A 23961-nucleotide genomic window follows, 5' to 3' on the forward strand; every position below is an offset into this window, starting at 1 on the left:
TCATGGTGTTGCTGTGCCACGCCGGCGCCTCCGGGCGTCTATGAGCATCTCCTGTACGTTCCGCAGGGGCTGGCCGTCCGGGTCCACCGAGTGGCGGGTCCAGTTGCCGTCCGCGCCCAGGTGCCAGGAGGCGGTGGTGTCCGACATGCCGGTCTCCAGGAGCCGGCTGAGGGCCGCACGGTGCGCCGGGTCCTGGACCCTGACCAGCGCCTCGATACGGCGGTCGAGATTGCGGTGCATCATGTCGGCGCTGCCGAACCACACCTCCGGTTCGCCGCCGTTTCCGAAGGCGAAGACACGGGAGTGTTCGAGGAAGCGGCCGAGGACGGAACGTACCCGGATGTTCTCCGAGAGGCCCGCGACGCCGGGGCGCACCGCGCAGATGCCGCGCACCCACACGTCCACCTCGACGCCCGCCTGCGACGCGCGGTACAGCGCGTCGACGACCGCCTCGTCGACCATCGAGTTGACCTTGATGCGGACGTAGGCGGGGCGGCCCGCCCTGTGGTGCTGTGTCTCCTTGTTGATGCGGGAGACGAGGCCGTCGCGCAGGGACTTGGGGGCCACGAGCAGCCGGCGGAAGGTCTCGCGGCGGGAGTAGCCGGAGAGCCGGTTGAAGAGGTCGGAGAGGTCCGCGCCGACCTCCGCGTTGGAGGTGAGGAGGCCCAGGTCCTCGTAGAGGCGGGCGGTCTTCGGGTGGTAGTTGCCGGTGCCCACGTGCGAGTAGCGGATGAGGGTGTCGCCCTCCTGGCGCACGACGAGCGAGAGCTTGCAGTGGGTCTTCAGGCCGACGATGCCGTAGACCACGTGGCAGCCGGCCTCCTCCAGCTTGCGGGCCCACTTGATGTTGGCCTGCTCGTCGAAGCGGGCCTTGATCTCGACGAGGACGAGGACCTGCTTGCCGGACTCGGCGGCGTCGATCAGCGCGTCGACTATCGGGGAGTCGCCCGAGGTGCGGTACAGCGTCTGCTTGATGGCGAGGACGTCGGGGTCGGAAGCCGCCTGCTCCAGGAAGGCCTGTACGGACGTGGAGAACGAGTCGTACGGGTGGTGCAGGAGTACGTCGCGTTCGCGAAGAGCCGCGAATATGTCGGGTGCGGACGCCGACTCGACCTCGGCGAGGTCGCGGTGGGTGCCCGCCACGAACTTCGGGTACTTCAGCTCGGGCCGGTCCAGCTTGGCGATGCTGAAGAGCCCGGTGAGGTCGAGCGGGCCCGGCAGCGGGTACACCTCGGCCTCGCTGATCTTCAGCTCGCGCACCAGCAGGCTGAGGACGTTCGGGGCGATGGACTCCTCGACCTCCAGGCGCACGGGCGGCCCGAAGCGGCGCCGCATGAGCTCCTTCTCCAGGGCCTGGAGCAGGTTCTCGGTGTCGTCCTCCTCGACCTCCAGGTCCTCGTTCCTGGTGAGCCGGAACATGTGGTGCTCCTGGATCTCCATGCCCGGGAAGAGCTCCTGGAGGTGCGCGGGCGCGGCGATCACGTCCTCTATGGGGACGTACCGCTGCGGGGAGGCCTCCAGGAAGCGGGAGAGCAGCGGCGGGACCTTCACACGTGCGAAGTGCTGGTGTCCGGAGACCGGGTTGCGCACGACCACGGCGAGGTTCAGGGAGAGCCCCGAGATGTACGGGAAGGGGTGCGCGGGGTCCACGGCCAGCGGGGTCAGGACGGGGAAGATCTGCTGCCGGAAGAGCGTGAAGAGCCGGGACTGCTCCTTCTCGGTCAGCTCGTGCCAGCGGACCAGCTGGATGCCCTCGTCGGCGAGGCCGGGCGCGACGTCGTCCTGGTAGCAGGCGGCGTGCCGGGCCATGAGCTCGCGGGAGCGGTTCCAGATGAGGTCGAGGACCTCGCGGGGCTGCAGGCCCGAGGCCGAACGGGTGGCGACGCCGGTCGCGATGCGGCGCTTGAGCCCGGCGACGCGGACCATGAAGAACTCGTCCAGGTTCGAGGCGAAGATCGCCAGGAAATTCGCCCGTTCGAGGAGGGGCGTGTGCGGGTCCTCGGCGAGTTCCAGCACTCTTTCGTTGAAGGCGAGCCAGCTGCGCTCCCGGTCCAGGAACCGCCCCTGCGGCAGTTCGGTGCCGTCGTGGCCGACCGCGGCGTCCTCGTCGTACGCGTCGAGATCCGCGTCGATGTCGGGGTCCAGGTCGGAGACGGTGGCGGCGATGGTGGCGGGCCGGTGCGCGGCGATGGAACCCACGGAAGGCTGGGGGTGCTGGACTCGTCCCTGCGTGTTCTGCTGGCTCATGGACCCATTGTTCCGCGCGGGTACGCCGATGGGCGCGTCGGAGAGCGCGGGAGTGAGGCGGAGCCTCCCGTTCTCCGGGGCGGGGTCGGGCGCGGCGGGCTGCATTGAGCGAGCGTCGCAAGGCTGTCTGAATCAGCGGTTACGGCGACATGACGTGCGGGACATCGGCCGAAGGCTCCGAGGCGTCTACAGCGTGCAGCCTTCGGCCGATCGTACGGTTCGGGCCGTGCGGTTCAGGCCACGAGGCGGCGCAGGAGGCGGAAGGCGGCGTAGGTGACGGCGGCGGCCAGGACCAGCAGGAGGCCGGTCTCCACGAGCTGGAGGGGCCAGAAGCGCGACGAGGGGTGGAAGTCGTTGTACCAGCCGGTGACTTGGTGCTCCGCGTAGCACCGGTCGGAGTCGCGGTCGGGGCGCCGGCACAGCGATTCCGGCAGCCGGTTCCCGTCGGCGGTGAGCATGCCGCGTTCCACCGGGTAGCCGAAGTCGGGCGTGGCCTGGGGATACGTACGTGCCCAGGTGGTCGTTCCGGTGGCCCACAGGTGGGGCGGGCCGGCGGCAGCAGGACGACCGCGATCGAGGTGACGCCCGTGGCGGCCGCCATCGCGGGCAGCGTGCGGCGCACCAGGAGCCCGGTGAGGGCGCCGACGGCGAGGCCCAGCAGGGCGTATCCGATGGCGACGGGGCCCAGGGAGCCGTACATGGCCCGCTCGTACCAGGGCGCCCGCTCGTACTCGAGCCCGGGACCGGTGGTCCACGCCCAGCGCTGGACCGCGGTGAACAGGACCACTCCGGTCACCACGAGCGCGGCGCACACGGGGTTGAGTTCAGCGCCGAACCGCAGCGTGTCCGCGATGGTCAGCTGCGGATGGAGCGGCTTGTCCTGGGCGACGTCGCGATACGCTCGCGGGCGTCGCCGGGGCTCGCGCCGAGGACGGTGAGCGTGCCCTCGGCGGGGCGGTCGAGGCCCGCCGCGAGGGTGAGCAGGTACGTGGCGACGCCGCCCCAGGACTCCGTGCCGTCAGGACTCCGTGCGGTACATCAGGTCCGTTTCGTACGTGACGAAGCCGAGGCGCTCGTAGACGCTCACGGCCGCCTTGTTGTCCGCGTCCACGTACAGCATCGCGGTCGGCAGGCCGGCCTGCGCGAGGTGACGGAGCCCCGTCGTGGTCAGCGCCTTGCCGAGGCCGCCGCCCTGGGCTCCCGGCCGCACGCCCAGCACGTACACCTCGCCGAGGCGCTCCTCGGCGTGCACCTTCGTCCAGTGGAAGCCGACCAGCTCGCCGTCGCTCTCCCGCACCGCGAGGAAGAAGCCCGCCGGGTCGAACCACGGCTGCGCCTTCCGGTCGTCCAGATCGCGCTGGGTGAGGGAGCCCTGCTCGGGGTGGTGCGCGAAGGCCTCGGCGTTCACCGCGAGCCAGGCCGCGTCGTCCCGGCCCGGCACGAAGGTACGTACGGAGACGCCCTCGGGGTAGACCGGCTCGGCGAGGTTCTGATCCGGATCCAGGTCCGCCAAGGGCAGCCGCATCTGCCGCAGTTCGCGGAAGAGGGCGAGGCCGAGCACCTGCGCCAGGTGCCGGGCCGCGGAGTGCCCGCCGTGCGCCCACGCGCGAAGACGCCGCCCCGACTCGTGCAGCAGCGCCGTGCCGAGCGCCCTGCCGTGCCCGTGCCCGCGCCGCGAGGGGTGCACGACGAGCTCGGCCGCGGGGGCCTCGACGGGGTCGGTGTCCTCCAGCTGCGCGTACCCGACGAGCTGGTCGCCGACGGTGAGCAGCAGGTGCCGGACGCCGTCGCGGGCGCCTCCCCGGAGCTGCAGCCGCCCCTGCTCGGACACCGCCTGCTGGCCGTCCGTACGGGCGGCCTCGGCGAGCAGCCCGAGCACGGCGTCGGCCTGCGCCGGGGTGAGGGCGGTGAGGGTGTCGATCTTTCGGAGGGGGGCGGGGGGCTCGGGGGGGCGGTCGTCAGTCATGCTTCCGAGCGTATTCGGGCGGGGCGCCTTTGGGGGTGCTGCATCGCGCTGCGCGCTCGCGTCCTCAATCGCCGGACGGGCTTGGTCCGCGGCTTGCTGCTGCGTTGTCGCCTGGCGGCGGGTGGTGGGTTTGTCGCGCTCCGCGCTCGTCCTCAAGCGCCGGACGGGCTGGAATCCGCTGCCCCGGTGGACGGGTGGGTGCTGCATCGCGCTGCGCGCTCGCGTCCTCAATCGCCGGACGGGCTTGTCGCGCTTCGCGCTCGTCCTCACGCGCCGGACAGGCTGGAATCCGCACTCGTCCACGAGCGCTAGGTGGCTCAGGGCGAGCAGCAACCAGGATGTAACCAGGAACCCTCTGTTGCGCTACGCGCGTTGACTCTAGGCTTCCGGACGGTTCCAGTCGGTTCCAGTCTTCCTACACCTCCCCGGGGGAACACGTGCCCGCCACAGCTAAGCACCGAAGGCCCAGACGCCGTGCCACTCGCGTCCTCGCCGTTGCGGCGGGGCTCGCCACCGTCGGCGCGTTGGCCGCTTCGCTTCCCGCCAGTGCGGGGCAGGACGGGGCGGACGGCGGGAAGGGGGGTAACGGTGGGAAGAAGCGCACGGTGGACGTGCAGTTGTTGTCGTTCAATGACTTCCACGGCAATCTGCAGCCCCCGGCCGGCTCCTCGGGCCAGGTCACGGAGAAGCAGGCCGACGGGACCGAGAAGAAGATCGACGCGGGCGGGGTCGAGTACCTTGCCACGTCGCTGCGGAATGCGAGGAAGAGCAACCCCTACAGCGTCACCGCCGCCGCCGGCGACCTCATCGGTGCCAGCCCGCTGCTCTCGGGGCTCTTCCACGACGAGCCCACCGTCGAGGCCATGAACAAGCTCGGCCTGGACGTCACCAGCGTCGGCAATCACGAGTTCGACGAGGGGGCCAAGGAGTTGGCCCGCATGCAGAACGGCGGCTGCCACCCCAAGGACGGTTGCTTCGAGAAGGACCGGAAGGGGGAGGCGAAGGAGTTCGAGGGCGCGGATTATCCGTATCTCGCCGCCAATGTCACGAACGAGAAGTCCGGCAAGCCCATCCTCAAGCCCTATTGGGTGTGGAAGGAGAAGGGCGTCAAGGTCGGATTTATTGGGGTGACCCTGGAGGGCACTCCGGACATCGTCTCCGCCGACGGCGTCAAGGGGCTGAAGTTCCACGACGAGATCGAGACCGTCAACAAGTACGCGAAGATCCTCGACAAGCAGGGCGTGAAGTCCATCGTCACCCTCATTCATGAGGGTGGGGCGCCGGCCAGTCAGGCGTACAACTACGACTGTGACTCGCCCGGCGCCGGTGACGGGATATCCGGGCCGATCACCAGCATCGCCAAGGGCATCACGCCCAAGGTCGACGCGCTCGTCACCGGGCACACCCACGCCGCGTACGTCTGCACGATCCCCGACCCGTCGGGCAAGCCGCGCATGGTGACCTCGGCCTCCTCCTTCGGGAAGCTCTACACCGACACCACGCTCACGTACGACCGCAGGACCAAGGACATCGTGCGGACCAGCGTGAAGTCCGCCAACCACGTGGTCAGCCGTGAGCAGGCCAAGGCGCCCGACATGACCTCGCTCATCTCGCGCTGGGACAAGCTCGCCGCGCCCGTCGCCAACAAGGCCATCGGATACATCTCCGCGGACATCCCGGGCCGCGGTGCCACGACCCCCGAATCCCCGCTCGGCGACCTCATCGCCGACGCGCAGCTCGCGCACGCCAAGTCCCTCGACCCCGAGGCCGACCTGGCGCTGATGAACCCCGGCGGGATCCGCTCCGACATCGTCTTCAAGGCGAGCGGCGGAGAGGGCGACGGTGTCGTCACGTACGGCGAGGCGTTCACCGTGCAGCCGTTCAGCAACACCGTCAATCTGGTCGACCTGACCGGCGCGCAGCTCCTCACCGCGCTGAAGCAGCAGGTCAGTGGGGCGAACCAGGCGTCTCCGAAGATTCTTCAGGTGTCGGACGGGCTGACGTACACGCTGGACCTGACCAAGAGCGGTGCGGACCGTGTCGTCGCCGAGTCGGTCAAGCTGAACGGCAAGGCGCTCGACCCGGCCGCCACCTACCGCGTCGCGCTGAACTCCTTCCTCGCGGGCGGCGGCGACGGTCTCCCCGAGCTGGGCAAGGGCACGAAGCCGCTGGTCGGCGCGGACGACCTGAAGGCGTTCAACGACTACCTGACCGCCAACTCCTCGGCGGACAAGCCGATCGCGCCGCCGAAGGCGGACCGCATTACCGTGGTGAAGTGAAGACGTAGTGAAGTGAAAACAGCGCGTTAAAGAACTGGCCGATATCGGTTCTTACCGGGTGTAAGGCTTGGGGTGGGGTGTGAACGTATGGTGAGATCACTTGATGCGTTCCCCCCACCGCATAGCCACGCGACCTTCGGAAGCACCACTCGACACATACGACGGCACGTCGGACGGCGAGTACGACGGCAAGGAGCCCCGCGCGCACAGCGGACGAGAGAACGACACCGCTCGGCTGCCGGTCACCTCGTACACGAACCCGTACGACGAGCTGGGCGCCCTCGCGCCGAACCCGCTGGAGGAGTTCCTCCGCGGGGACAAGGCCGGGCCCGACGCGGACGCACCCTGGACGCCGCCGAACCACCGCCGCGGCAGCCGCACGCGCTCCCGCAGCCGCCGTCGCCGCAACCGCTTCGCGGGCCTTCCGCTCGCCGCGAAGGCCCTGGTCGCCGTCCTCGTCGCCACCGCGTTCCTCGCGCTCGGTGACCGCTGGGCGCTCCTCTACGCCGAGCACGAGGCCGCGGAGAAGCTCAAGGACCAGATGAACCTGAGCGCGGCGCCCGAGGTCGACATCGAAGGGTTCCCCTTCCTCACACAGGTCTTCGACAAGCGCGTCGACAAGGTGAAGGTGACCGTCCCGGACGTCGCGGCCGACCGGGTCTCGCTCGCCAAGGTCTCCGCGACCGCCACAGACGTGACCATCGACGGTGACGGGCCCACCTCGATCACGGGTGCCTCCATCGGGCAGATGGAGGGAGAGGTCCTGCTCTCCTTCGAGGACCTCAACCGCGAACTGGGCGCCTCCCAGGTCACGTTCACCGGTCACGGCACCGACAAGGTCCTCGCGCGCGGCACGCTGCCCGTCGCGGGCCACGACCTGAAGGTGCGTGCCGACGCCCGCATCCAGCGCAACGGCGACCGCGGCATCTCCACCGACATCGGCGGCATGAGCCTGCAACTCGGCGACCTGGCGACCTACCGCCCCGGTACGCGCGAGAAGGAGGGCCTGCACCTGTCGAAGAGCTCCGCCGACCGCGTCGCGAAGGAGACCGCGAAGGCGAAGGCGCTGCTGTCCGTCCCGGCGATCGTCGAGCGGCTCGGCGTCCCGGAGAACGTGGTCCGCGGCGCCCTGAAGAGCGACACCAAGCTCAACGAGCTCACCGGCTCGCCGCGGTTCGTGAACGACGTGATGGGCCTGAACCTCATCGACGTCGCGATGGGCCACCCCGAGCTCCTCAAGAAGCTGGGCCTCGACCCCGCCCTCCTGAACGGCCTCTCCCAGCTCACCCGCCCCGTCCTCGCCGACCGCCTCACCCTCGCCTTCCAACTGCCGAAGCTGCCGGGTGCCGGCGCGATGTCGCTGCGTGACGTGACCGTGGAGCAGGAGGGCATCCGGGTGCGGATCGAGGGGTCCGGCATCGGAATCGGCCGCTAGTCAGCGATCAGCGATCAGCGGGCTCCAGGCGCCGCGCAACACGCCCTGCAAGACGTTGCGTCTCGTTCAGATAGTGGTGGCCGGAGTCTCCGGTGGCGGTGTCGCCGCCCCGGGAAGCCGCATCGTCGCCACCGTCCCGCCCCCCTCCGCCGCCTCCAGTGTCACCTCGCCGCCCGACTGGCGCACCGTACGGGCCACGATCGACAGGCCGAGGCCCGAACCCGGCAGGGAGCGTGCGGACGGGGAGCGCCAGAACCGGTCGAAGACGTGCGGGAGTTCGTCCGCGGGGATGCCGGGACCGTGGTCCCGTACCGTCAGGCGGCCCCGGTCTAGGGTGACCTCCACCGTGCCGCCCCGCGGGCTGAACTTCACCGCGTTGTCCAGGATGTTGACGATGGCCCGCTCAAGGGCGGGCGGCTCCACCCGCACGTACCAGGGCGCGAGCTCCGCGGTGATCGTCAGCTCGGGGCCGCGCAGCCGGGCCCGTTCGATGGCCGTCCTGGTGACGTCGTGCAGGGCGACGACCTGGACCTTGGCGCCGCCGGCCCCGGTGTCGGGGCGGGACAGCTCCTGCAAGTCGCCGATGAGCACGGCCAGTTCGGTCATCTGCGCGGTGACCGAGGCGAGGAGCGCCTTGCGGTCGTCGGGCGGGATGGCCCGGCCCGTCTCCTCGCTGCGGGCGAGCAGCTCGATGTTCGTGCGCAGGGAGGTGAGAGGGGTGCGGAGTTCGTGGCCGGCGTCGGCGATCAGTTGCTGTTGCAGGTCGCGGGAGGAGGCCAGCGAGGCGGTCATGGAGTTGAAGGACTCCGAGAGGCGGGCGATCTCGTCGTCGCCCTCGACCGGGATGCGGAGGCCGAGGTCTTCTGTGCGGGCGACGTGCTCGACGGCCTCGGTGAGCCGGTCGACCGGGCGCAGTCCGGTGCGGGCGACCCAGAGCCCCGCCGCGCCCGCGCCGAGGACGCCGATTCCGGCGACGAGCAGCAGGATCAGGGCGAGGTTGTCGAGGGTGTCGTCGATCTCGCTGAAGGGGCGGGCCACGGAGACCGCGAGCCGGAGCTCGGGGTAGTCCTCCAGCGGGTAGGTGTAGACCCGGTACTTCTCGCCGTTCGCCGCGGTGGTGTTGTGGTACGTCGCCGTACGGTCGCGGGCGGCCACCGAGGTGTCCGTGTCGCTGACCTTGATCGACTGGCGGCCCAGGATCACGCAGTTCGTGCCGTTCTTGGCGACGACCTGGATGATCTGATTGTAGAGATCCGACTGGTCGCGGCCGGGAATCTCGCGCAGGCAGCGCGCGCCGCCCGCCACCGCGTCGATGTCGATCTGCTGGATCACCTCGCCCGGCTTCGGGCGGTTGCTGCTCAACGCGTCGTCCAACGAGTCCAGCAACGCGTTGCGCACCACGAACCAGCAGGTCACCGCCGCCGCCGCGACCGCCAGCGCCACCGCCGTCGCCACCAGCAACGCCAAGCGCGAGCGCAACGGCAGACCCCGGAAGCGTCGGAGCAGCCCGTTCACTCGCCGCCCCGCAGCACGTAGCCGACGCCCCGCACCGTGTGCACGAGGCGCGGCTCGCCGCCCGCCTCCGTCTTGCGGCGCAGGTACATGACGTACACGTCGAGCGAATTGGACGACGGCTCGAAGTCGAAGCCCCAGACCGCCTTGAGGATCTGTTCGCGGGTGAGGACCTGACGCGGGTGCGCGAGGAACATCTCCAGGAGGGTGAACTCCGTACGGGTCAGCTCGACCGTCCGCGCACCTCGCGTGACCTCTCGCGTCGCCAGGTCCATCCGCAGGTCGGCGAAGGCGAGGGTGTCGCCCTCGGCGGCCTGCCCGGCCCCGGCCGCGTACGAACTACGGCGCAGCAGCGCGCGGATGCGGGCGAAGAGCTCGTCCAGCTCGAACGGCTTGACCAGGTAGTCGTCGGCGCCCGCGTCGAGTCCGGTGACGCGGTCGCCGACGGTGTCGCGCGCGGTGAGCATCAGGATGGGGGTCAGGGAGCCCGTCGCGCGGAGCCTGCGCGCCGCGGTGAGGCCGTCCATGCGAGGCATCTGGATGTCGAGCACGACGAGGTCGGGGCGGTACGCCGCGGCCTTCTCCAGCGCGTCGGCGCCGTCGACGGCGACCTCCGTGCCGTACCCCTCGAAGGCGAGGCTGCGCCGCAGGGCCTCGCGCACGGCGGGTTCGTCGTCCACGATCAGGATGCGCAGCTGCTCGCGGTCACCGGTGCGGTCGCCTTCGGCGGGGCTCATGGGCTTCGGACTTCCTCGGGTCAGGGGCGGAACGGGGCCGGTACTGCGGGTATTGCCGGTATCAGCCTCGCACGCGGGGGCGCGGTGCGGCCGCCGTCAGGTCTGCGAGCCGGACCGCAGCTTGCCGAGGTCGTCCTTGACCGCGTCGATCGGGATGGCGAAGCCGAGGCCGACGCTGCCCGAGGCGGACTCGCCCGTGCCCTGGCCGGACGAACTGGGCGAGTACATCGCCGAGTTGATGCCGATGATGTTGCCGTTCATGTCGATGAGGGCGCCGCCGGAGTTGCCGGGGTTGAGCGAGGCGTCGGTCTGCAGCGCCTTGTACGTGGTCTTCGACGACCCGGTGTCGCCGTTGAACTCGCGCCCGTCGAACTCGAAGGGCCAGCCGCCCTGCGGGTCCTGCGGCTGCTGCTGTCCGTCGCCCGTGGAGACGGTGACGTCGCGGTCGAGCGCGGAGACGATGCCGCTGGTGACGGTGCCGGTGAGGCCCTCGGGGGAGCCGATGGCGACGACCTCGTCGCCGACCCTGACGTTGTCGGAGTTGCCGAGGGTGGCGGGCTTGAGCCCGGAGGCGTCCTTCAGCTGGATGAGCGCGAGGTCCTTCTTGCTGTCGGTGCCGACGACCTCGGCGTCGTACGTCTTGCCGTCGTTCGTCCGCACCTTGATCGACGACGCCCCGGCGATGACGTGGTTGTTGGTGATGATCTCGCCGTCGCTCTTGGTGATCACTCCGGAGCCGGTCGACTTGCCCTGCCCCGTCGTGGCGCTGATCTCGACGATGCTGGGGCTGACCGCCTCCGCGACCCCGGCGACGGTGCCCTTCTTGCTCGTCGGCACGACGTCCGTGCTGGTGGCGGTGGAGCCGCCGCCCCTGTCGGTGAGCGTCTGCACGGCGTACGCGGTGCCGCCGCCGACCGCGGCCGCCGCGATGGCGACGGCGGCGAGCAGGGCCGCGGGCCCCCTGGCGCGGCGCCTTCGCGCGGGTGCGGGCGCCTGAGGTGCTTCCGGCGCGTGAGCGGGCGGGGGCGGGTACGCGCCGTGCGGGTACGCGCCCTGCGTACCGCCGTGGTGCACAGACGCTGCCGACTGCTGCTGGGGGTACTCGCCGCTGTGGCGGAAGGTCTCGGTCATGGTTCTGAGACTGGCGGCCGTAGATGAGAGCTGCCTGAGTACGTCCTGAGAAGCCCGGCAGAAGTGCGTATGCCCGATATAAAGGCCGCGGGGCGAAGGGGCGGGCCGGGGTTACGCGCAGCCGCAGGACTGCCGTACCACCAGCCGGGACGGGAACAGCTTCAGCCGCTCCCGCCGCGAGCCGGCCACCCGGAGACCGTCGTCCAGGACGAGGTCCACCGCGGCGCGGGCCATCGCGGGCCGGTCGGAGGCGACCGTCGTCATCGGCGGGTCGGTGAGGCCCGCCTCCTTGACGTCGTCGAAGCCGGCCACGGCCAGCTCGCCCGGCACGTCGATGCGCAGCTCCCTGGCCGCCCGCAGGATGCCGATGGCCTGGTCGTCCGTGGAGCAGAAGATCGCGGTGGGCCGGTCGGGGCGGGCGAGGAGCTCCAGGCCCACCTGATAGGCGTCGTAGCGGTTGTACGGGGCCTCGAAGAGCCGCCCCTCCACCGACCGCCCGGCCTCCCGCATCGCGCGCCGCCAGCCCTCGACGTGGTCGGAGACCGGGTCGCCGACGGTCGGGGTGTCGGCGGTGCCGCCGACACAGGCGACGTACTCGTGGCCGTGCTCCAGGAGGTGCCGGGTGGCGAGCTGCGCGCCGCCGAGGTCGTCCGTGACGACCGCGACGTCGTCGATGGCCTCGGGCCGCTCGTGCAGGAGCACCACGCGCGCGTCCCACGCGTCGATCTCGGCGGCGGCCTGGTCGGTCAGGCCGTGGCTGACGAGGATGAGGCCGGAGACCCGCATGCCGAGGAAGGCACGGAGGTAGTGGGTCTCGCGCTCCTCCACATAGTCGGAGTTGCCGACGAGGACCATCTTCCCGCGCTCGGACGCGGCCTGTTCGACGGCGTGCGTCATCTCCGCGAAGAAGGGCTGGCGCGCGTCCGGCACGATCATGCCTATGAGGTCCGTGCGCCGCGACGCCATGGCCTGGGCGACCCTGTCGGGCCGGTACCCCAGCTCCTTGATCGCGGCGAGTACCCGCTCGCGCGTGGCCGGGGCGACCGGCCGGGGTCCGTTGTTGATGACGTAACTGACGACCGCGGTCGAAGTACCCGCAAGTCTTGCCACGTCATCCCGAGTCACCTTGGCCACGCGCGGAGTCTACGCGGATGGAACTACCGCTGGGCAGGGCGTACGGCAGCTTCCTTCCCGGCGGCCTTCGCGGCCTTCGCCTTCTCGGCTTCGGCCGCGCGTTCGACCTTCTCCGGGATGACGAAGCGGTAGCCGACATTGCGGACCGTGCCGATGAGCGACTCGTGCTCGACGCCGAGCTTCGCCCGCAGCCGCCGCACGTGCACGTCGACCGTGCGGGTGCCGCCGAAGTAGTCGTAGCCCCACACCTCCTGGAGCAGCTGGGCGCGCGTGAAGACCCGCCCCGGATGCTGCGCCAGGTACTTGAGCAGTTCGAACTCCTTGAAGGTCAGGTCGAGGACCCGGCCCTTCAGCTTCGCGCTGTACGTCGCCTCGTCGACGGAGAGGTCACCGTTGCGGATCTCCATGGGGGAGTCGTCGGAGGTGATCTGCTGGCGGCCCATCGCGAGCCGCAGCCGTGCCTCGACCTCGGCGGGTCCCGCCGTGTCGAGGAGTACGTCGTCGATGCCCCAGTCCGCGGTGACGGCCGCGAGGCCGCCCTCCGTCACGACGAGGACCAGCGGACAGCCGGGCCCCGTGGAGCGGAGCAGCTGGCAGAGGCTGCGCACCTGCGGAAGGTCGCGGCGCCCGTCGACGAGGATGACGTCGGCGCCGGGGGTGTCGACGAGAGCGGGCCCCTCCGCGGGGGCGACGCGCACATTGTGAAGAAGCAGGCCGAGAGCGGGGAGCACCTCCGTCGACGGCTGGAGGGCATTGGTCAGGAGCAGCAGAGAACTCACCGCCGACCACCTGCCCGGGTCGTTCGACTGTCGTGCACGTTTCGCTCGCCCATAACGTCTGGTTCCTCCTCGGTCCCTGCGAGGACGTATGCGGCACTGCTTCGTACCGTGCTCGGCGGACCCGCGCCCGGAGTCCTGAAAGCACGAAAGGACCCGGGGGCTGCGCTGCCCGGATCCTCTGCCCAGCACAATAGCCCACATGAGTTCCGGTCCGGCAGGTCAAGTCGAGCGATCTTCTGTGCCGCCGATCACTCGCGGTCGGCGTCACGTTCAGCGGCACGCAACGCTGCGTACACAGGACGGCGTGGCCGTCGAGGCCGCCCACGACCCCGGGCCCGACCCCGCGGGAGAGCTCGCGATCGTCGTCGCGCACGGCTTCACCGGCGATCTCTCACGCCCGCACGTGCGCCGGATCGCGGGCGTGTTCGCCCAGCGTGCGGCAGTGATCACCTTCTCCTTCCGGGGGCACGGCAGGTCCGGCGGGCACTCCACCGTCGGCGACCGCGAGGTGCTCGACCTGGCGGCCGCTGTGGAGTGGGCACGGGAGCTCGGCTACGCGCACGTGGTGACCGTCGGCTTCTCGATGGGCGGCTCGGTCGTCCTGCGTCACGCCGCGTTGCACAGGGGGCGCACGGAAGCGCGGACCGACGCGGTGGTCGCCGTGAGTGCCCCGGCCCGTTGGTTCTACCGGGGGACGGCGCCGATGCGGAGGCTGCACTGGGTGGTCACGCGGCCCTCGGGCCGCGTGGTCGGCCGCTTCGGACTGCGGACGAGAATCCACCCGCACGAGTGGGACCCCGTCCCCCTTTCGCCGGTCGAGTCCGTCCCCCTCATCGCACCGACGCCGCTGCTCGTCGTCCACGGCGACCGCGACCCGTACTTCCCGCTCGACCACCCGCGGATGCTCGCGGCGGCCGCCGACGGCGGGGCGGAGCTGTGGCTGGAAGAAGGCATGGGACACGCGGAGCACGCGGCGACGGACGGGCTCGTCGCACGGATCGCCTCCTGGGCCACGGCATCATGGACGTCGGCAACCGCCGACGAGACATCGGCGACCGCCGACTGAAAGGGGAGTCGCATGGTGAACGGCACCATTCGTTACTGGGCCGCTGCCAAGGCGGCCGCGGGCGTCGCCGAGGAGCCGTACGCGGCGGCCACGCTCGCCGACGCACTGGACGCCGCCCGCGAGCGGCATCCCGGTGAACTGGTCCGGGTCCTGCAGCGCTGCTCCTTCCTGGTCGACGGAGACCCCGTCGGGACCCGCGGGCATGAGACCGTACGGCTGGCCGAGGGCGGCACGGTCGAGGTGCTCCCGCCGTTCGCAGGAGGATGAGCGCCATGTCCGATCAGCCCTACGAGGGGTACGCGGGACACGATGAGTACGCGGGACGCGAGGGGTACGAGGGGTACGAGGGCTACGACCCGTATCCGCAGCAGTACCCCGCGCAGCAGCACCCGCCGCAGCCGTATCCGGAACAGCAGCAGCCGTATCCGGAGCAGCAGCAGTACTACGCGGAGCCTCAGCAGCAGCAGTACTACGCCGACCCTCAGCAGCAGTACTACCCGGACCCCCAGCAGCAGTACTACGCCGACCCGCAGCAGCCGCAGCAGCAGTACGGCCAGGAGCAGCACACCCAGCAGTGGGAGGGGCAGACCTGGGAGACGCAGGTGCAGCCGCCCATGGCCGTGGACGTGACGGAGACGGCGTACCTGCCCGCGCAGGGGGCGAACGCCGCGTACGGACAGCAGATGCAGCCGCCGATGCAGCAGATGCAGCCGATGCCCACGCCGGCACCCGCACCCGCACCCGCACCCGTGTCCGCACCCGCTGACGCGGCTCGTGCCGATGAGCCCGCCGCGGTCTCCGGCGACGGCCCCACCTACGGCCCCGCCACCACCACCGGCAACCCCCGCGTCACCGACGCCCAGCGGGCTCGGGCCGAGGGCCGCTCGCCGATCATCGAGCCGGGGATGCAGCCCGCCGCGCTGACCGCCGTGCTCGGGCTGCTGCTCGCCGCGGGTGCCGCCGTCGGGCAGTACGCGCTCCTCGTACCGCTGGTGCTCCTCCAGGCCGTGACCGCCGCCGGGTGGTTCCGGCTCAACGGCATGTGGCCGGCGCGGCAGGGCATCGCGCTCGCCTTCCTCGGCGGCGTCGTCGCGGACGTCGTGCTGCTCGGCGTCGGCAAGGAGCACGGACCCGCCGCCATCCTCGGCACCCTCGGCGTGTGGGTGCTGCTCGTGCTGGTGCTGCAGCTGCGCAGCCGTGCCGGTGCCGACGAGCGGATGTACGGGCTGATGGCCACCGTCGTCTCCGCCGCGCTCGCGATCGTCGCGGCCGGGCACCTCGCGGCCGCCTCCGACGCCGTGACCGTGGGCGGCATCGCCGTCGCCGCCGCCGTCCTCGCCCGCGCGCTGCCGCTGCCCACCCCCGCCTCCGTGGTCGTCGCCCTGCTCGCGGCCGCCGGCGCGGGGATCGCCGTCGGCGGGACCACCGACTACGGCAGCAAGGGCGCGCTGCTCGCCGTCGGCGCCGGGGTGTGCGCGCTGATCGGGCACCGGGTCGCCGCCTACGACTACCCGTCGCGCTTCGTGCACATGACGGCGGGCGTCGCGCTGCCGCTGGCGGCCGCCGCCCCGGCCGTCTACGTCCTCGGCCGGGCCATCGGCTGACCCGTGAGCTGATCGTCACAGCTGTTCGACAGGTCCCCGGCCGATCTCTGCGGCCGGGGACCTGTCCTTTAGGCTCGCGGCAACGACAGTTGAGGCGGGGGACAAGTGGGGGAACACCGGACATGAGCAAGCGAGCCGTACGCATACTTCTGATCGTCGTCGTGATCCTCGGGGGCCTCTTCGTGGCGGCCGACCGGCTCGCCGTGAACTTCGCCGAGAGCGAGGCGGCGGACAGGATGCGGACCAGCGAGGGGCTCAGCGAGACGCCCGACGTCTCCATCAAGGGCTTCCCCTTCCTGACCCAGGTGATGGGCGGTGAGCTCGACGACGTGGAGGTCGGCATCAAGAACTACGACGCCAAGTCCGGGTCCGACTCCATCCGCATCGCCGACCTCACGGCCCACATGAAGGGCGTCGAGTTCTCCGGCGACTACAGCTCGGCGACCGCCGCGACCGCCACCGGCACCGCCCGCGTCTCGTACGACGAGCTCCTGAAGGCCAGCAAGTCCGAGCCGGTCGAGCTGCCGCTCGGTGCCACCGGCAAGGTGATCGGCCTGTCCGACGGAGGCAACGGCAAGATCAAGGTCGAGGTCGAGGTCAGCAAGGGCGGCGCGAAGCTGCCGAAGCCCGTCCACGTGCTCAGCTCGGTCCGCGTCGAGGGCGACCACATCAAGGTGCACGCCGACCGGATCCCCAAGAGCATCGACGTCCTCGGCGTCTCCATCCCGCTCCCCGAGGGCACGGCACGCGACGTCACCGACTTCGACCAGAAGATCGAGGACCTGCCGGCCGGCGTCGAGCTGGAGAAGGTCGAGGCGGCACCGGACGGCGTGGACATGTCCGTGACCGGCTCCCACGTGCGCCTGGCGGGCTGAACCCGCCCCGCCCGGAGGACCCTGCCGGAGGACCCGCCCGGAGGACCTGCCCGGATACCTCGTCCGCAGTACGAGACGGAGGCGTCCGGCGGGCGGATGTGAGAGGGACGACACGAGGCCCGCGGCCCCGCCGGGGCGGCCGCGGGCTTCAACGATTCCCGCATCGTGGACGATCGTGTCTCACTATGCGGAGCACCGGTGACACGGCGGCCTCTCCGTCCCTACGATCGGACCCATGCACCGACAGGCGGACCTCACGAAGCGGCGGGCAGTGGACCTGTGCCGCGTCGCCGCCATGCTCTGTCGCACCTTCTAGCGGGACGTCCGTTTCCCGCATTCCCCCAGGCCTGTTGACGTCATCCGTCAGGGCCTCCCCGTGCCGTACGTACGCGCCGTGCCTCCCCGCACCACCCGTACCGCGCACGCCCCTATGCACCGCCGCAACTGCCCCGGAGGAGAAAAGCATGAGCCGCAGCGACGTCCTGGTAGACGCCGACTGGGTCGAGGCCCACATCGACGACCCGAAGGTCGTCATCGTCGAGGTCGACGAGGACACCTCCGCGTACGACAAGAACCACATCAAGAACGCGATCCGCATCGACTGGACCAAGGACCTCCAGGACCCGGTCCGCCGCGACTTCATCGACCAGGAGGGCTTCGAGAAGCTCCTCTCGAAGAAGGGCATCGCGAACGACTCCACCGTCGTCCTCTACGGCGGCAACAACAACTGGTTCGCGTCGTACGCCTTCTGGTACTTCAAGCTCTACGGCCACCAGGACGTGAAGCTCCTCGACGGCGGCCGCAAGAAGTGGGAGCTCGACTCCCGCGACCTGGTCGACGGCGCCGAGGTCCCCAGCCGCCCCGCCACCGAGTACAAGGCCAAGGCCCAGGACACCTCGATCCGCGCCTTCCGCGACGACGTCGTCAAGGCGATCGGCTCGCAGAACCTGGTCGACGTGCGCTCGCCCGACGAGTTCAGCGGCAAGCTGCTCGCCCCGGCCCACCTCCCGCAGGAGCAGTCGCAGCGCCCCGGCCACGTGCCGAGCGCCCGCAACATCCCGTGGTCGAAGAACGCCAACGACGACGGCACCTTCAAGTCCGACGACGAGCTGAAGGCGCTCTACGAGGACGAGCAGGTCGACCTGGCGAAGGACACGATCGCCTACTGCCGCATCGGTGAGCGTTCGGCCCTGACCTGGTTCGTCCTGCACGAGCTGCTCGGCCAGACCAACGTCAAGAACTACGACGGCTCCTGGACCGAGTACGGCTCGCTCGTCGGCGTGCCGATCGAGCTCGGCGCCAACAAGTAATCCCTCCCGACCTTCCCTTCCCCTCAGGAGTACACATGTGTGGAGCAAAGGCCGGCGGCCCCGACGCTTCGACGATCAAGCCCGGTGAGACGACGATCCAGGGCCAGGTGACCCGCGACGGCGAGCCCGTCACCGGTTACGTGCGCCTGCTCGACTCGACCGGCGAGTTCACCGCCGAGGTCCCCACCTCGGCCACCGGACAGTTCCGCTTCTACGCCGCCGAGGGCACGTGGACCGTCCGGGCGCTGATCCCCGGCGGCACGGCGGACCGTACGGTCGTCGCCCAGACGGGCGGTCTCGCGGAGGTCGCGATCGCGGTCTGATCGCCTCGCGGTCCGCACACCGCGCCGAGAACGGCTGAAGGGCCGCACCCCAGGGGGTTGGACGCCACTGGAACGGGGTGCGGCCCTTCGGCTGCCTCCTGTGCCGGCTATCCCTTGCGTCTGCCGTCCAGCTCGTCCCACCACTCGTCGGACTTCGCGTCCCCGCTGGGATCGTCCCACCAGCGGTCCTCGGGGCCTCGCCGGTTCGCCGTGATCGCGGCCAGCGGCGGAATCACCATCGCCACGACGCACATCCCCACGGCCACGGGGACCGACCACAGCCGCACGACACCCCAGGCCAGGACGAACAGCCCGACGCAGGTCCCCATCATGGCGAAGTACACATGGCGCCTTCGCGCGTACATACACCCAGCGTACGTCCCGAGGGACCTCACAGAGAGGGACGGGCGCCGCCCGACTACAGTGGGACCGGCTCTGATACCTGCCCCGACCGCTCACCGAGGAGCACCCCGTGCTTGAGGCCTTCTTCTCCGCCCTGCTGGTTCTTGTCTGCGTCGGCGTTCTCGCCTTCGCCGGGCTGACCGTGAAGAAGCTGTACCAGGGCCAGCGCTGACCTCCCCCGCCTCCACCTCCACAGATCGCCTGAGCTTCCCATGATCGAGATTCCGTCCGACCTGAACCCCGACCTCGTCCCCCTCGCCTGGCTCCTCGGCAACTGGGCGGGCGCGGGCGTCACCGACTTCCCCGGCGCCGAGAAGGCGAACTTCGGCCAGGAGGTCTCCTTCACCCATGACGGCCGGGACTTCATCGAGTACCGCTCGTACACCTGGGTGCTGGACGCCGAGGGCAACAAGGTGAAGCCGCTGGAGACCGAGTCCGGCTTCTGGCGCATCGACAAGGACCGCAAGGTCGAGGTCGTGATGGTCCGCGACGACGGCGTCGTCGAGGTCTGGTACGGCGAGCTGGCCGACAAGAAGCCGCAGATCGACCTGGCCACGGACGCCGTCGCGCGCACCGCCGCCTCCGGCCCCTACACCGGCGGCAAGCGCCTCTACGGCTATGTGAAGGGCGACCTCATGTGGGTCGGCGAGAAGCAGACCCCCGAGGTCCCGCTGCGGCCCTACATGTCGGCCCAGCTGAAGAAGGTCGTCACCCCCGAAGAGGTCGCCGACATGGCCCGCAACCTCGGTGATCTGCCCGACGACGGCATCGCTTTCTTCAAGTAGACCTAGACTTCACGGTGTGGCGAGCACCGATTCCGACTGGAAGAGCGACCTGCGTCAGCGCGGCTACCGGCTGACGCCGCAGCGACAGCTGGTCCTCGAAGCCGTCGACACCCTGGAACACGCGACCCCCGACGACATCCTCTGCGAAGTGCGCAAGACGGCGTCGGGGGTCAACATCTCCACGGTCTACCGCACCCTGGAGCTCCTGGAGGAGCTGGGCCTGGTCAGCCACGCCCACCTCGGCCACGGCGCGCCGACGTACCACCTCGCGGACCGCCACCACCACATCCACCTCGTCTGCCGGGACTGCACGGACGTCATCGAGGCGGACACGGACATCGCGGCGGAGTTCACCGCCAAGCTGCGGGACACCTTCGGCTTCGACACCGACCTCAAGCACTTCGCGATCTTCGGCCAGTGCGCGAAGTGCCGGAAGGCGACCCCCGACCAGAAATAAAAGCGGCGCCCCACTGGTCGTAGTCTTTGTGAACATGAAGAGCCCCCTGTTGTCCCTGCCCGGCGCCGTTCCCGCCGAGGGCGTGGACGAAGGCGTCGCCGCCCACTACGGCGAACTGTTCCGTGAGCAGCGCGCCCTCGCCGACGGCACCGGCTTCGTCGACCTCTCGCACCGCGGGGTGGTCACCGTCACCGGCTCCGACCGGCTGAGCTGGCTGCACCTGCTGATCACCCAGCACGTCAGCGAGCTCCCGGCGGGCCGGGCCACCGAAGCGCTGATCCTCTCCGCCAACGGCCACATCGAACACCACCTCTCCCTCGTCGACGACGGCGAGACCACCTGGGCGCACGTCGAGCCCGGCACCCAGGACGCGCTCATCGCGTACCTGGAGAGCATGAAGTTCTTCTACCGCGTCGAAGTCGCCGACCGCACCGACGAGTTCGCCGTCGTCCACCTGCCCGCCGGTTCCATCGCCGCGGTCCCGGAAGGCGCCGCCGTCCGCGAGACCGCGTACGGCCGCGATCTGTTCCTGCCGCGCACGGATCTGGAGACGTTCGCCGCGTCCCACGGCCCCGCGGCCGGCCTCCTCGCGTACGAGGCGCTGCGGGTGGAGGCCCACCGGCCGCGCCTCGGCTTCGAGACGGACCACCGCACCATCCCGCACGAGCTGGGCTGGATCGGCTCAGCCGTGCACCTGGAGAAGGGCTGCTACCGCGGCCAGGAGACGGTCGCCCGCGTCCAGAACCTGGGGAAGCCCCCGCGCCGCCTGGTCTTCCTGCACCTGGACGGCAGCGAGGTGCACCTCCCGGTGCCGGGTACGTCGCTGCACCTTGCCAGTGAAGGGGCCGATGGGCGCAAGCTCGGGTTCATCACGACGGCCGTACGCCACCACGAGTTGGGCCCGATCGCCCTCGCGCTGGTCAAGCGGAACGTGCCGCTGGACGCGGGGCTGGTGGCCGGTGACACGGCCGCCGCGCAGGAGGTCGTGGTCGAGCCGTAGGGGGAGCCCCCGCGGTCACATCTCCAGGAGCACGGTGAACGGGCCGTCGTTCGTCAGGCCCACCCGCATCTGCGCGCCGAAGCGGCCCGTCGCCACCGTCGCCCCCAGGGCGCGGAGCCGTGAGACGACCTCCTCGACCAGGGGCTCGGCGACCTCGCCGGGGGCCGCCGCGTTCCACGTGGGGCGGCGGCCCTTACGCGCGTCTCCGTAGAGCGTGAACTGGCTGATGACCAGGAGCGGGGCGTCGATGTCGCTGCACGACCTCTCGTCGGACAGCATGCGCAGCGACCAGAGTTTCCGGGCGAGCCGGTCCGCCTTCTCCTTGGTGTCGTCGTGCGTGACGCCGACGAGGACGCACAGGCCCTCGCCGTCGATCTCGCCCACCGTCTCGGGGCCGTTCTCGCCCTCGACCACGACGCTCGCGCCGTCGACCCTCTGCACCACTGCTCGCATACGGCCATCATGCCGTGCCGGGGGCGGCGCCCGGGACATGTCCCCGATCCCCCCATCTGGGGCCGATTCCGGGCACTCGCTCACATAGCGGCCACTCGGGGTGGCACCATGCTTCACACGCGGTGCACCGCGTCGGCCGGTCGAGGGGACGGGTAGAGGCAGATGAGCACACCAAGTACCGGGCAGTCGCCCGGCCGCATCTCACTGCGGCGCACACAGGTTCCGAGGCCGCCCACGCAGCGCACCGGCGGCCGGCTGCTGACCGACGTGCCCGAGCACGACCTGGGCGGGCTGCGCCTGCCGGAGCTCCGTGAACTGCGCAGGGCGGCGCAGCAGGACGAGGCCGACCTCAGCTATGTGCGGCGGCTCCTCCAGGGGCGGATCGACATCCTGCGGGCCGAGCTCGCGCGCCGCAGGGAACCGCATCCGCAGACGCCGGAGCCGGAGGCGACGGTCATGGACCGGCTGGCGGACATCCTCAGGGACGCCCCGGCCCGTCACCGCTCCTCCGCCCGGCACGTCACGCTCGGCACGCCGCACGGCGAGGAGTACCGCCTCCTGGCCACGGAGATGCTCGCGGAGGTCGAGCTGTCCGACCTGGCGGCGCGCACGGACGACGAGCTGCACACGGCCATGGGCCGCCTCGTGCGGTACGAGCAGCAGGTGTCCCGGCGCCGGCAGCGGCTGCAGCGGACGACGGACGAGTGCAGCGCGGAGATCGCGCGGCGGTACCGGGTGGGGGAGGCGCAGGTCGACGACCTGCTGGCGTGACGTCCGCTGTGGTGGGACACGTCTGAGCCCCGGCCCGTCCGTAGCGGTGGGCCGGGGCTCAGCCCCATGACGGCTGGCCGGACTCCCGGCTCCCCTCCGGATGGGAGCCCGGTCTGCCGGGTCTGTGCGGCGCCTCAGCCCGACTGGGCGAGGAGCAGGACGAGGAGTCCGGCTCCGACGCCGCTGAGCTTCACGTTCTTCGCCTTGATGCCGATGGTCAGCAGGACGAAGGCGACGATGCCGAGCGGTCCGTACTTCCACTGGACGAGTTGCTCGAAACCGATGACGAGGGCGGCGACGACGAGGGCGATGAGCGGCATGACGTTCCCTCCTTCGGGATCGGGGCGGCGAACCCCGTTCAGCTGGTGGCCAACCCCGGGAGGGTCGGACCATGTCGCCGAAGTTGGCTACCAACTTCAACTGACTTATCTCCGCTAGGAGTCGACTCATAACCACCTTTCCCGCAACTCCCCTAAGATGGCGCGAAGTTGTACTGTTTGGTTGTGAGCACCGAACCTGCCTCCGTCAACGGGCGCAAGCGATCGCAGCGGTCCCATCGCGAGGTTGCCGACGTGCTGCGCGACCGGATCAGGTCCGGGGCGCTGCGGCCGGGGCAGCGCATGCCGACGCAGGCCGAGCTGGCGGACGAGTTCGGTGTGGAGCGCGGCGCGGTGCGCGAGGCGCTGCGCGTCCTGCACCGTGAGCATCTGCTGTCCAATGTGTCCAAGGGGAGCCCCGCCACCGTCGCGGAGGCTTCGGAGCGTGCCGCGGCCGATCCCGGCGAGACACGGCCGCAGCCCACGATGGTCGGCCTCGCCCCGCGCATCGCGGCCGCCTTCGACGTGCCGCACGTGGAGATAGACGCGCTCTGCCTCACGTCCATCTCCCTCACCATGGCCATCGGCGAACCGCTGCGGCAGATCCACGCCGGGCGGCGGAAACCGGCCAAGGTCGACGTCCGGGTGCTGCTGCCGAGCCGCGACATCGACCTCGCCTTCCCGGCGCCGGTCGACGGAGGGGACGACGAGGGCGGTCAGGTCCACCGGCGCTGGCTCGACCAGCGCAACGCGCAGGGGCAGGTGCTGCGCCACAACCTCCTGGCGCTGCGGTCCTCGCACGGCATCGACGTATCGGTGCAGTTCCGCGCGCTGCCGTTCACGCCGCCGGTGAAGCTGTACCTGATCAACGGCTCGGAGGCGCTCTTCGCGTACTACACGCTCGCCAAGCGGGACGAGGAGATCGGCGAGGAGTCCCTGGAGATGTACGACGCGCAGGGAACGCAGTCGATGCTCTTCCCGTTCAAGGAGGGTGACGGGCTGCGGGACACGACGTTCGTGGAGCAGTCCCATCTGTGGTTCAACGCCCTCTGGAACACGATCAGCCGGGACCTGGAGCTGGCGGCGGGCTAGGCCGGGCTCCTCAGCCGGCGGGACCCGTCACCATCAGGGCGAGGACGACGGCGCCGATGGAGCTGCACGTGGGGTTCCGTGCCTTGACGCCCACGGTCAGCAGAAGGAGACCGATGATGCCCATCGGGCCGTACTTCCACTGCACGAGCTGCTCGACGGTGACAGCGATCACGGCTGCGAGGAGGGCAATGGCCGGCATGGTGGTTCCTCCTTCTGCCATCTTGGGTGAGTTGGCAACCAACTCTGCTTAGGTTGTCCCCACTTGGCATGACTCCATAAACAACTT

26 protein-coding genes and 1 pseudogene are annotated in these 23961 nt (G+C 70.4%); 14 read left to right on the forward strand and 13 right to left on the reverse strand.

What is annotated here, in order from left to right; translation table 11 throughout:
• The 4 genes and pseudogenes from AB0N81_RS02445 to mshD form a co-directional block, all read right to left on the reverse strand.
• Positions 1–2247, reverse strand: a complete 2247-nt coding sequence (locus AB0N81_RS02445; RefSeq protein WP_365354922.1) for an RNA degradosome polyphosphate kinase — start codon at positions 2245–2247, stop codon at positions 1–3.
• A gap of 233 nt (positions 2248–2480) precedes the next feature.
• Positions 2481–2705 (reverse strand): hypothetical protein, encoded by a 225-nt coding sequence (locus AB0N81_RS02450; protein WP_365354924.1) that lies wholly within the window; start codon positions 2703–2705, stop codon positions 2481–2483.
• Positions 2706–3061: 356 nt separating this feature from the next.
• A pseudogene (locus tag AB0N81_RS02455) lies at positions 3062–3246 on the reverse strand (ABC transporter ATP-binding protein); the annotation flags it as partial.
• Positions 3247–3265: 19 nt separating this feature from the next.
• The gene (mshD, locus tag AB0N81_RS02460; RefSeq protein ID WP_365354925.1) at positions 3266–4213 is read right to left on the reverse strand and encodes a mycothiol synthase; all 948 of its coding nucleotides are present in this window, start codon (positions 4211–4213) and stop codon (positions 3266–3268) included.
• 437 nt (positions 4214–4650) lie between these two features.
• Here mshD and AB0N81_RS02465 point away from each other — a divergent pair, with 437 nt between their 5' ends.
• Both AB0N81_RS02465 and AB0N81_RS02470 read left to right on the forward strand, forming a co-directional pair.
• Positions 4651–6492 carry a bifunctional metallophosphatase/5'-nucleotidase gene (locus tag AB0N81_RS02465; protein WP_365354927.1) on the forward strand — a complete coding sequence of 614 codons (1842 nt, stop codon included), beginning with the start codon at positions 4651–4653 and terminating at the stop codon, positions 6490–6492.
• A gap of 103 nt (positions 6493–6595) precedes the next feature.
• Positions 6596–7927, forward strand: a complete 1332-nt coding sequence (locus AB0N81_RS02470; RefSeq protein ID WP_365354928.1) for a DUF2993 domain-containing protein — start codon at positions 6596–6598, stop codon at positions 7925–7927.
• A 66-nt stretch (positions 7928–7993) separates the two neighbouring features.
• Here the strand turns inward: AB0N81_RS02470 and AB0N81_RS02475 are convergent, their stop codons facing one another.
• The 5 genes from AB0N81_RS02475 to AB0N81_RS02495 all read right to left on the reverse strand — a co-directional run bounded on the left by AB0N81_RS02475 (position 7994) and on the right by AB0N81_RS02495 (position 13220).
• Positions 7994–9442 carry a HAMP domain-containing sensor histidine kinase gene (locus AB0N81_RS02475; protein ID WP_365354930.1) on the reverse strand — a complete coding sequence of 483 codons (1449 nt, stop codon included), beginning with the start codon at positions 9440–9442 and terminating at the stop codon, positions 7994–7996.
• A complete protein-coding gene (locus AB0N81_RS02480) occupies positions 9439–10176 on the reverse strand; it encodes a response regulator transcription factor (protein ID WP_365354932.1) in 738 nt (245 codons plus the stop codon). Before AB0N81_RS02480 ends, AB0N81_RS02475 begins: the two co-directional genes overlap by 4 nt.
• 96 nt (positions 10177–10272) lie before the next feature.
• A complete protein-coding gene (locus AB0N81_RS02485) occupies positions 10273–11307 on the reverse strand; it encodes a trypsin-like peptidase domain-containing protein (protein WP_365354933.1) in 1035 nt (344 codons plus the stop codon).
• 111 nt (positions 11308–11418) lie between these two features.
• Positions 11419–12441 (reverse strand): LacI family DNA-binding transcriptional regulator, encoded by a 1023-nt coding sequence (locus AB0N81_RS02490; protein WP_365354935.1) that lies wholly within the window; start codon positions 12439–12441, stop codon positions 11419–11421.
• 23 nt (positions 12442–12464) lie between these two features.
• The gene (locus AB0N81_RS02495; protein WP_365354937.1) at positions 12465–13220 is read right to left on the reverse strand and encodes a response regulator transcription factor; all 756 of its coding nucleotides are present in this window, start codon (positions 13218–13220) and stop codon (positions 12465–12467) included.
• 199 nt (positions 13221–13419) lie between these two features.
• On the opposite strand from AB0N81_RS02495, the gene AB0N81_RS02500 reads away from it, so the two are divergent.
• From AB0N81_RS02500 to AB0N81_RS02530, 7 genes are all read left to right on the forward strand, one after another.
• Positions 13420–14286, forward strand: coding sequence for an alpha/beta fold hydrolase (locus AB0N81_RS02500; protein WP_365354939.1), 867 nt, complete (start codon positions 13420–13422; stop codon positions 14284–14286).
• A 12-nt stretch (positions 14287–14298) separates the two neighbouring features.
• Positions 14299–14553: a MoaD/ThiS family protein gene (locus tag AB0N81_RS02505; RefSeq protein WP_362372089.1), complete on the forward strand. Its 255-nt coding sequence runs from the start codon at positions 14299–14301 to the stop codon at positions 14551–14553.
• 5 nt (positions 14554–14558) lie between these two features.
• Entirely contained in the window at positions 14559–15890 is a 1332-nt protein-coding gene (locus AB0N81_RS02510) for a hypothetical protein (RefSeq protein WP_365354940.1), read from the forward strand.
• A 122-nt stretch (positions 15891–16012) separates the two neighbouring features.
• Positions 16013–16765, forward strand: coding sequence for a DUF2993 domain-containing protein (locus AB0N81_RS02515; protein ID WP_365354942.1), 753 nt, complete (start codon positions 16013–16015; stop codon positions 16763–16765).
• Positions 16766–17000: 235 nt separating this feature from the next.
• On the forward strand, positions 17001–17081 hold the full coding sequence (locus AB0N81_RS02520; protein ID WP_350893136.1) for a putative leader peptide: 81 nt from the start codon (positions 17001–17003) through the stop codon (positions 17079–17081).
• A gap of 148 nt (positions 17082–17229) precedes the next feature.
• Complete coding sequence (locus AB0N81_RS02525; RefSeq protein WP_365354944.1) at positions 17230–18075, forward strand: sulfurtransferase; 846 nt, start codon at positions 17230–17232, stop codon at positions 18073–18075.
• Between the two features lie 35 nt (positions 18076–18110).
• A complete protein-coding gene (locus tag AB0N81_RS02530; RefSeq protein WP_030784848.1) occupies positions 18111–18398 on the forward strand; it encodes a DUF1416 domain-containing protein in 288 nt (95 codons plus the stop codon).
• 107 nt (positions 18399–18505) lie between these two features.
• Here AB0N81_RS02530 and AB0N81_RS02535 read toward each other — a convergent pair whose 3' ends face one another.
• Positions 18506–18763 carry a DUF3099 domain-containing protein gene (locus tag AB0N81_RS02535; RefSeq protein WP_365354946.1) on the reverse strand — a complete coding sequence of 86 codons (258 nt, stop codon included), beginning with the start codon at positions 18761–18763 and terminating at the stop codon, positions 18506–18508.
• 249 nt (positions 18764–19012) lie between these two features.
• Here AB0N81_RS02535 and AB0N81_RS02540 point away from each other — a divergent pair, with 249 nt between their 5' ends.
• From AB0N81_RS02540 to AB0N81_RS02550, 3 genes are read left to right on the forward strand one after another with little or no spacing between them, the layout of a single operon-like run.
• On the forward strand, positions 19013–19585 hold the full coding sequence (locus AB0N81_RS02540) for an FABP family protein (protein ID WP_365354948.1): 573 nt from the start codon (positions 19013–19015) through the stop codon (positions 19583–19585).
• A 16-nt stretch (positions 19586–19601) separates the two neighbouring features.
• Positions 19602–20042 (forward strand): transcriptional repressor, encoded by a 441-nt coding sequence (locus tag AB0N81_RS02545; protein ID WP_365354950.1) that lies wholly within the window; start codon positions 19602–19604, stop codon positions 20040–20042.
• Positions 20043–20076: 34 nt separating this feature from the next.
• Positions 20077–21042, forward strand: a complete 966-nt coding sequence (locus tag AB0N81_RS02550) for a folate-binding protein (RefSeq protein ID WP_365354952.1) — start codon at positions 20077–20079, stop codon at positions 21040–21042.
• 15 nt (positions 21043–21057) lie between these two features.
• Here the strand turns inward: AB0N81_RS02550 and dtd are convergent, their stop codons facing one another.
• Positions 21058–21495: a D-aminoacyl-tRNA deacylase gene (dtd, locus tag AB0N81_RS02555; protein ID WP_365354953.1), complete on the reverse strand. Its 438-nt coding sequence runs from the start codon at positions 21493–21495 to the stop codon at positions 21058–21060.
• Positions 21496–21657: 162 nt separating this feature from the next.
• On the opposite strand from dtd, the gene AB0N81_RS02560 reads away from it, so the two are divergent.
• The gene (locus AB0N81_RS02560) at positions 21658–22266 is read left to right on the forward strand and encodes an ABC transporter substrate-binding protein (RefSeq protein WP_365354955.1); all 609 of its coding nucleotides are present in this window, start codon (positions 21658–21660) and stop codon (positions 22264–22266) included.
• A 134-nt stretch (positions 22267–22400) separates the two neighbouring features.
• Here the strand turns inward: AB0N81_RS02560 and AB0N81_RS02565 are convergent, their stop codons facing one another.
• A complete protein-coding gene (locus tag AB0N81_RS02565) occupies positions 22401–22586 on the reverse strand; it encodes a hypothetical protein (protein WP_365354957.1) in 186 nt (61 codons plus the stop codon).
• Between the two features lie 177 nt (positions 22587–22763).
• Here AB0N81_RS02565 and AB0N81_RS02570 point away from each other — a divergent pair, with 177 nt between their 5' ends.
• Positions 22764–23675, forward strand: coding sequence for a GntR family transcriptional regulator (locus AB0N81_RS02570; RefSeq protein ID WP_365354959.1), 912 nt, complete (start codon positions 22764–22766; stop codon positions 23673–23675).
• A gap of 10 nt (positions 23676–23685) precedes the next feature.
• Here AB0N81_RS02570 and AB0N81_RS02575 read toward each other — a convergent pair whose 3' ends face one another.
• Positions 23686–23874 carry a hypothetical protein gene (locus AB0N81_RS02575; RefSeq protein WP_365354961.1) on the reverse strand — a complete coding sequence of 63 codons (189 nt, stop codon included), beginning with the start codon at positions 23872–23874 and terminating at the stop codon, positions 23686–23688.
• Positions 23875–23961 lie beyond the last annotated feature (87 nt).

The organism is Streptomyces sp. NPDC093510 (assembly GCF_040683555.1).
GTDB lineage: Bacteria > Actinomycetota > Actinomycetes > Streptomycetales > Streptomycetaceae > Streptomyces.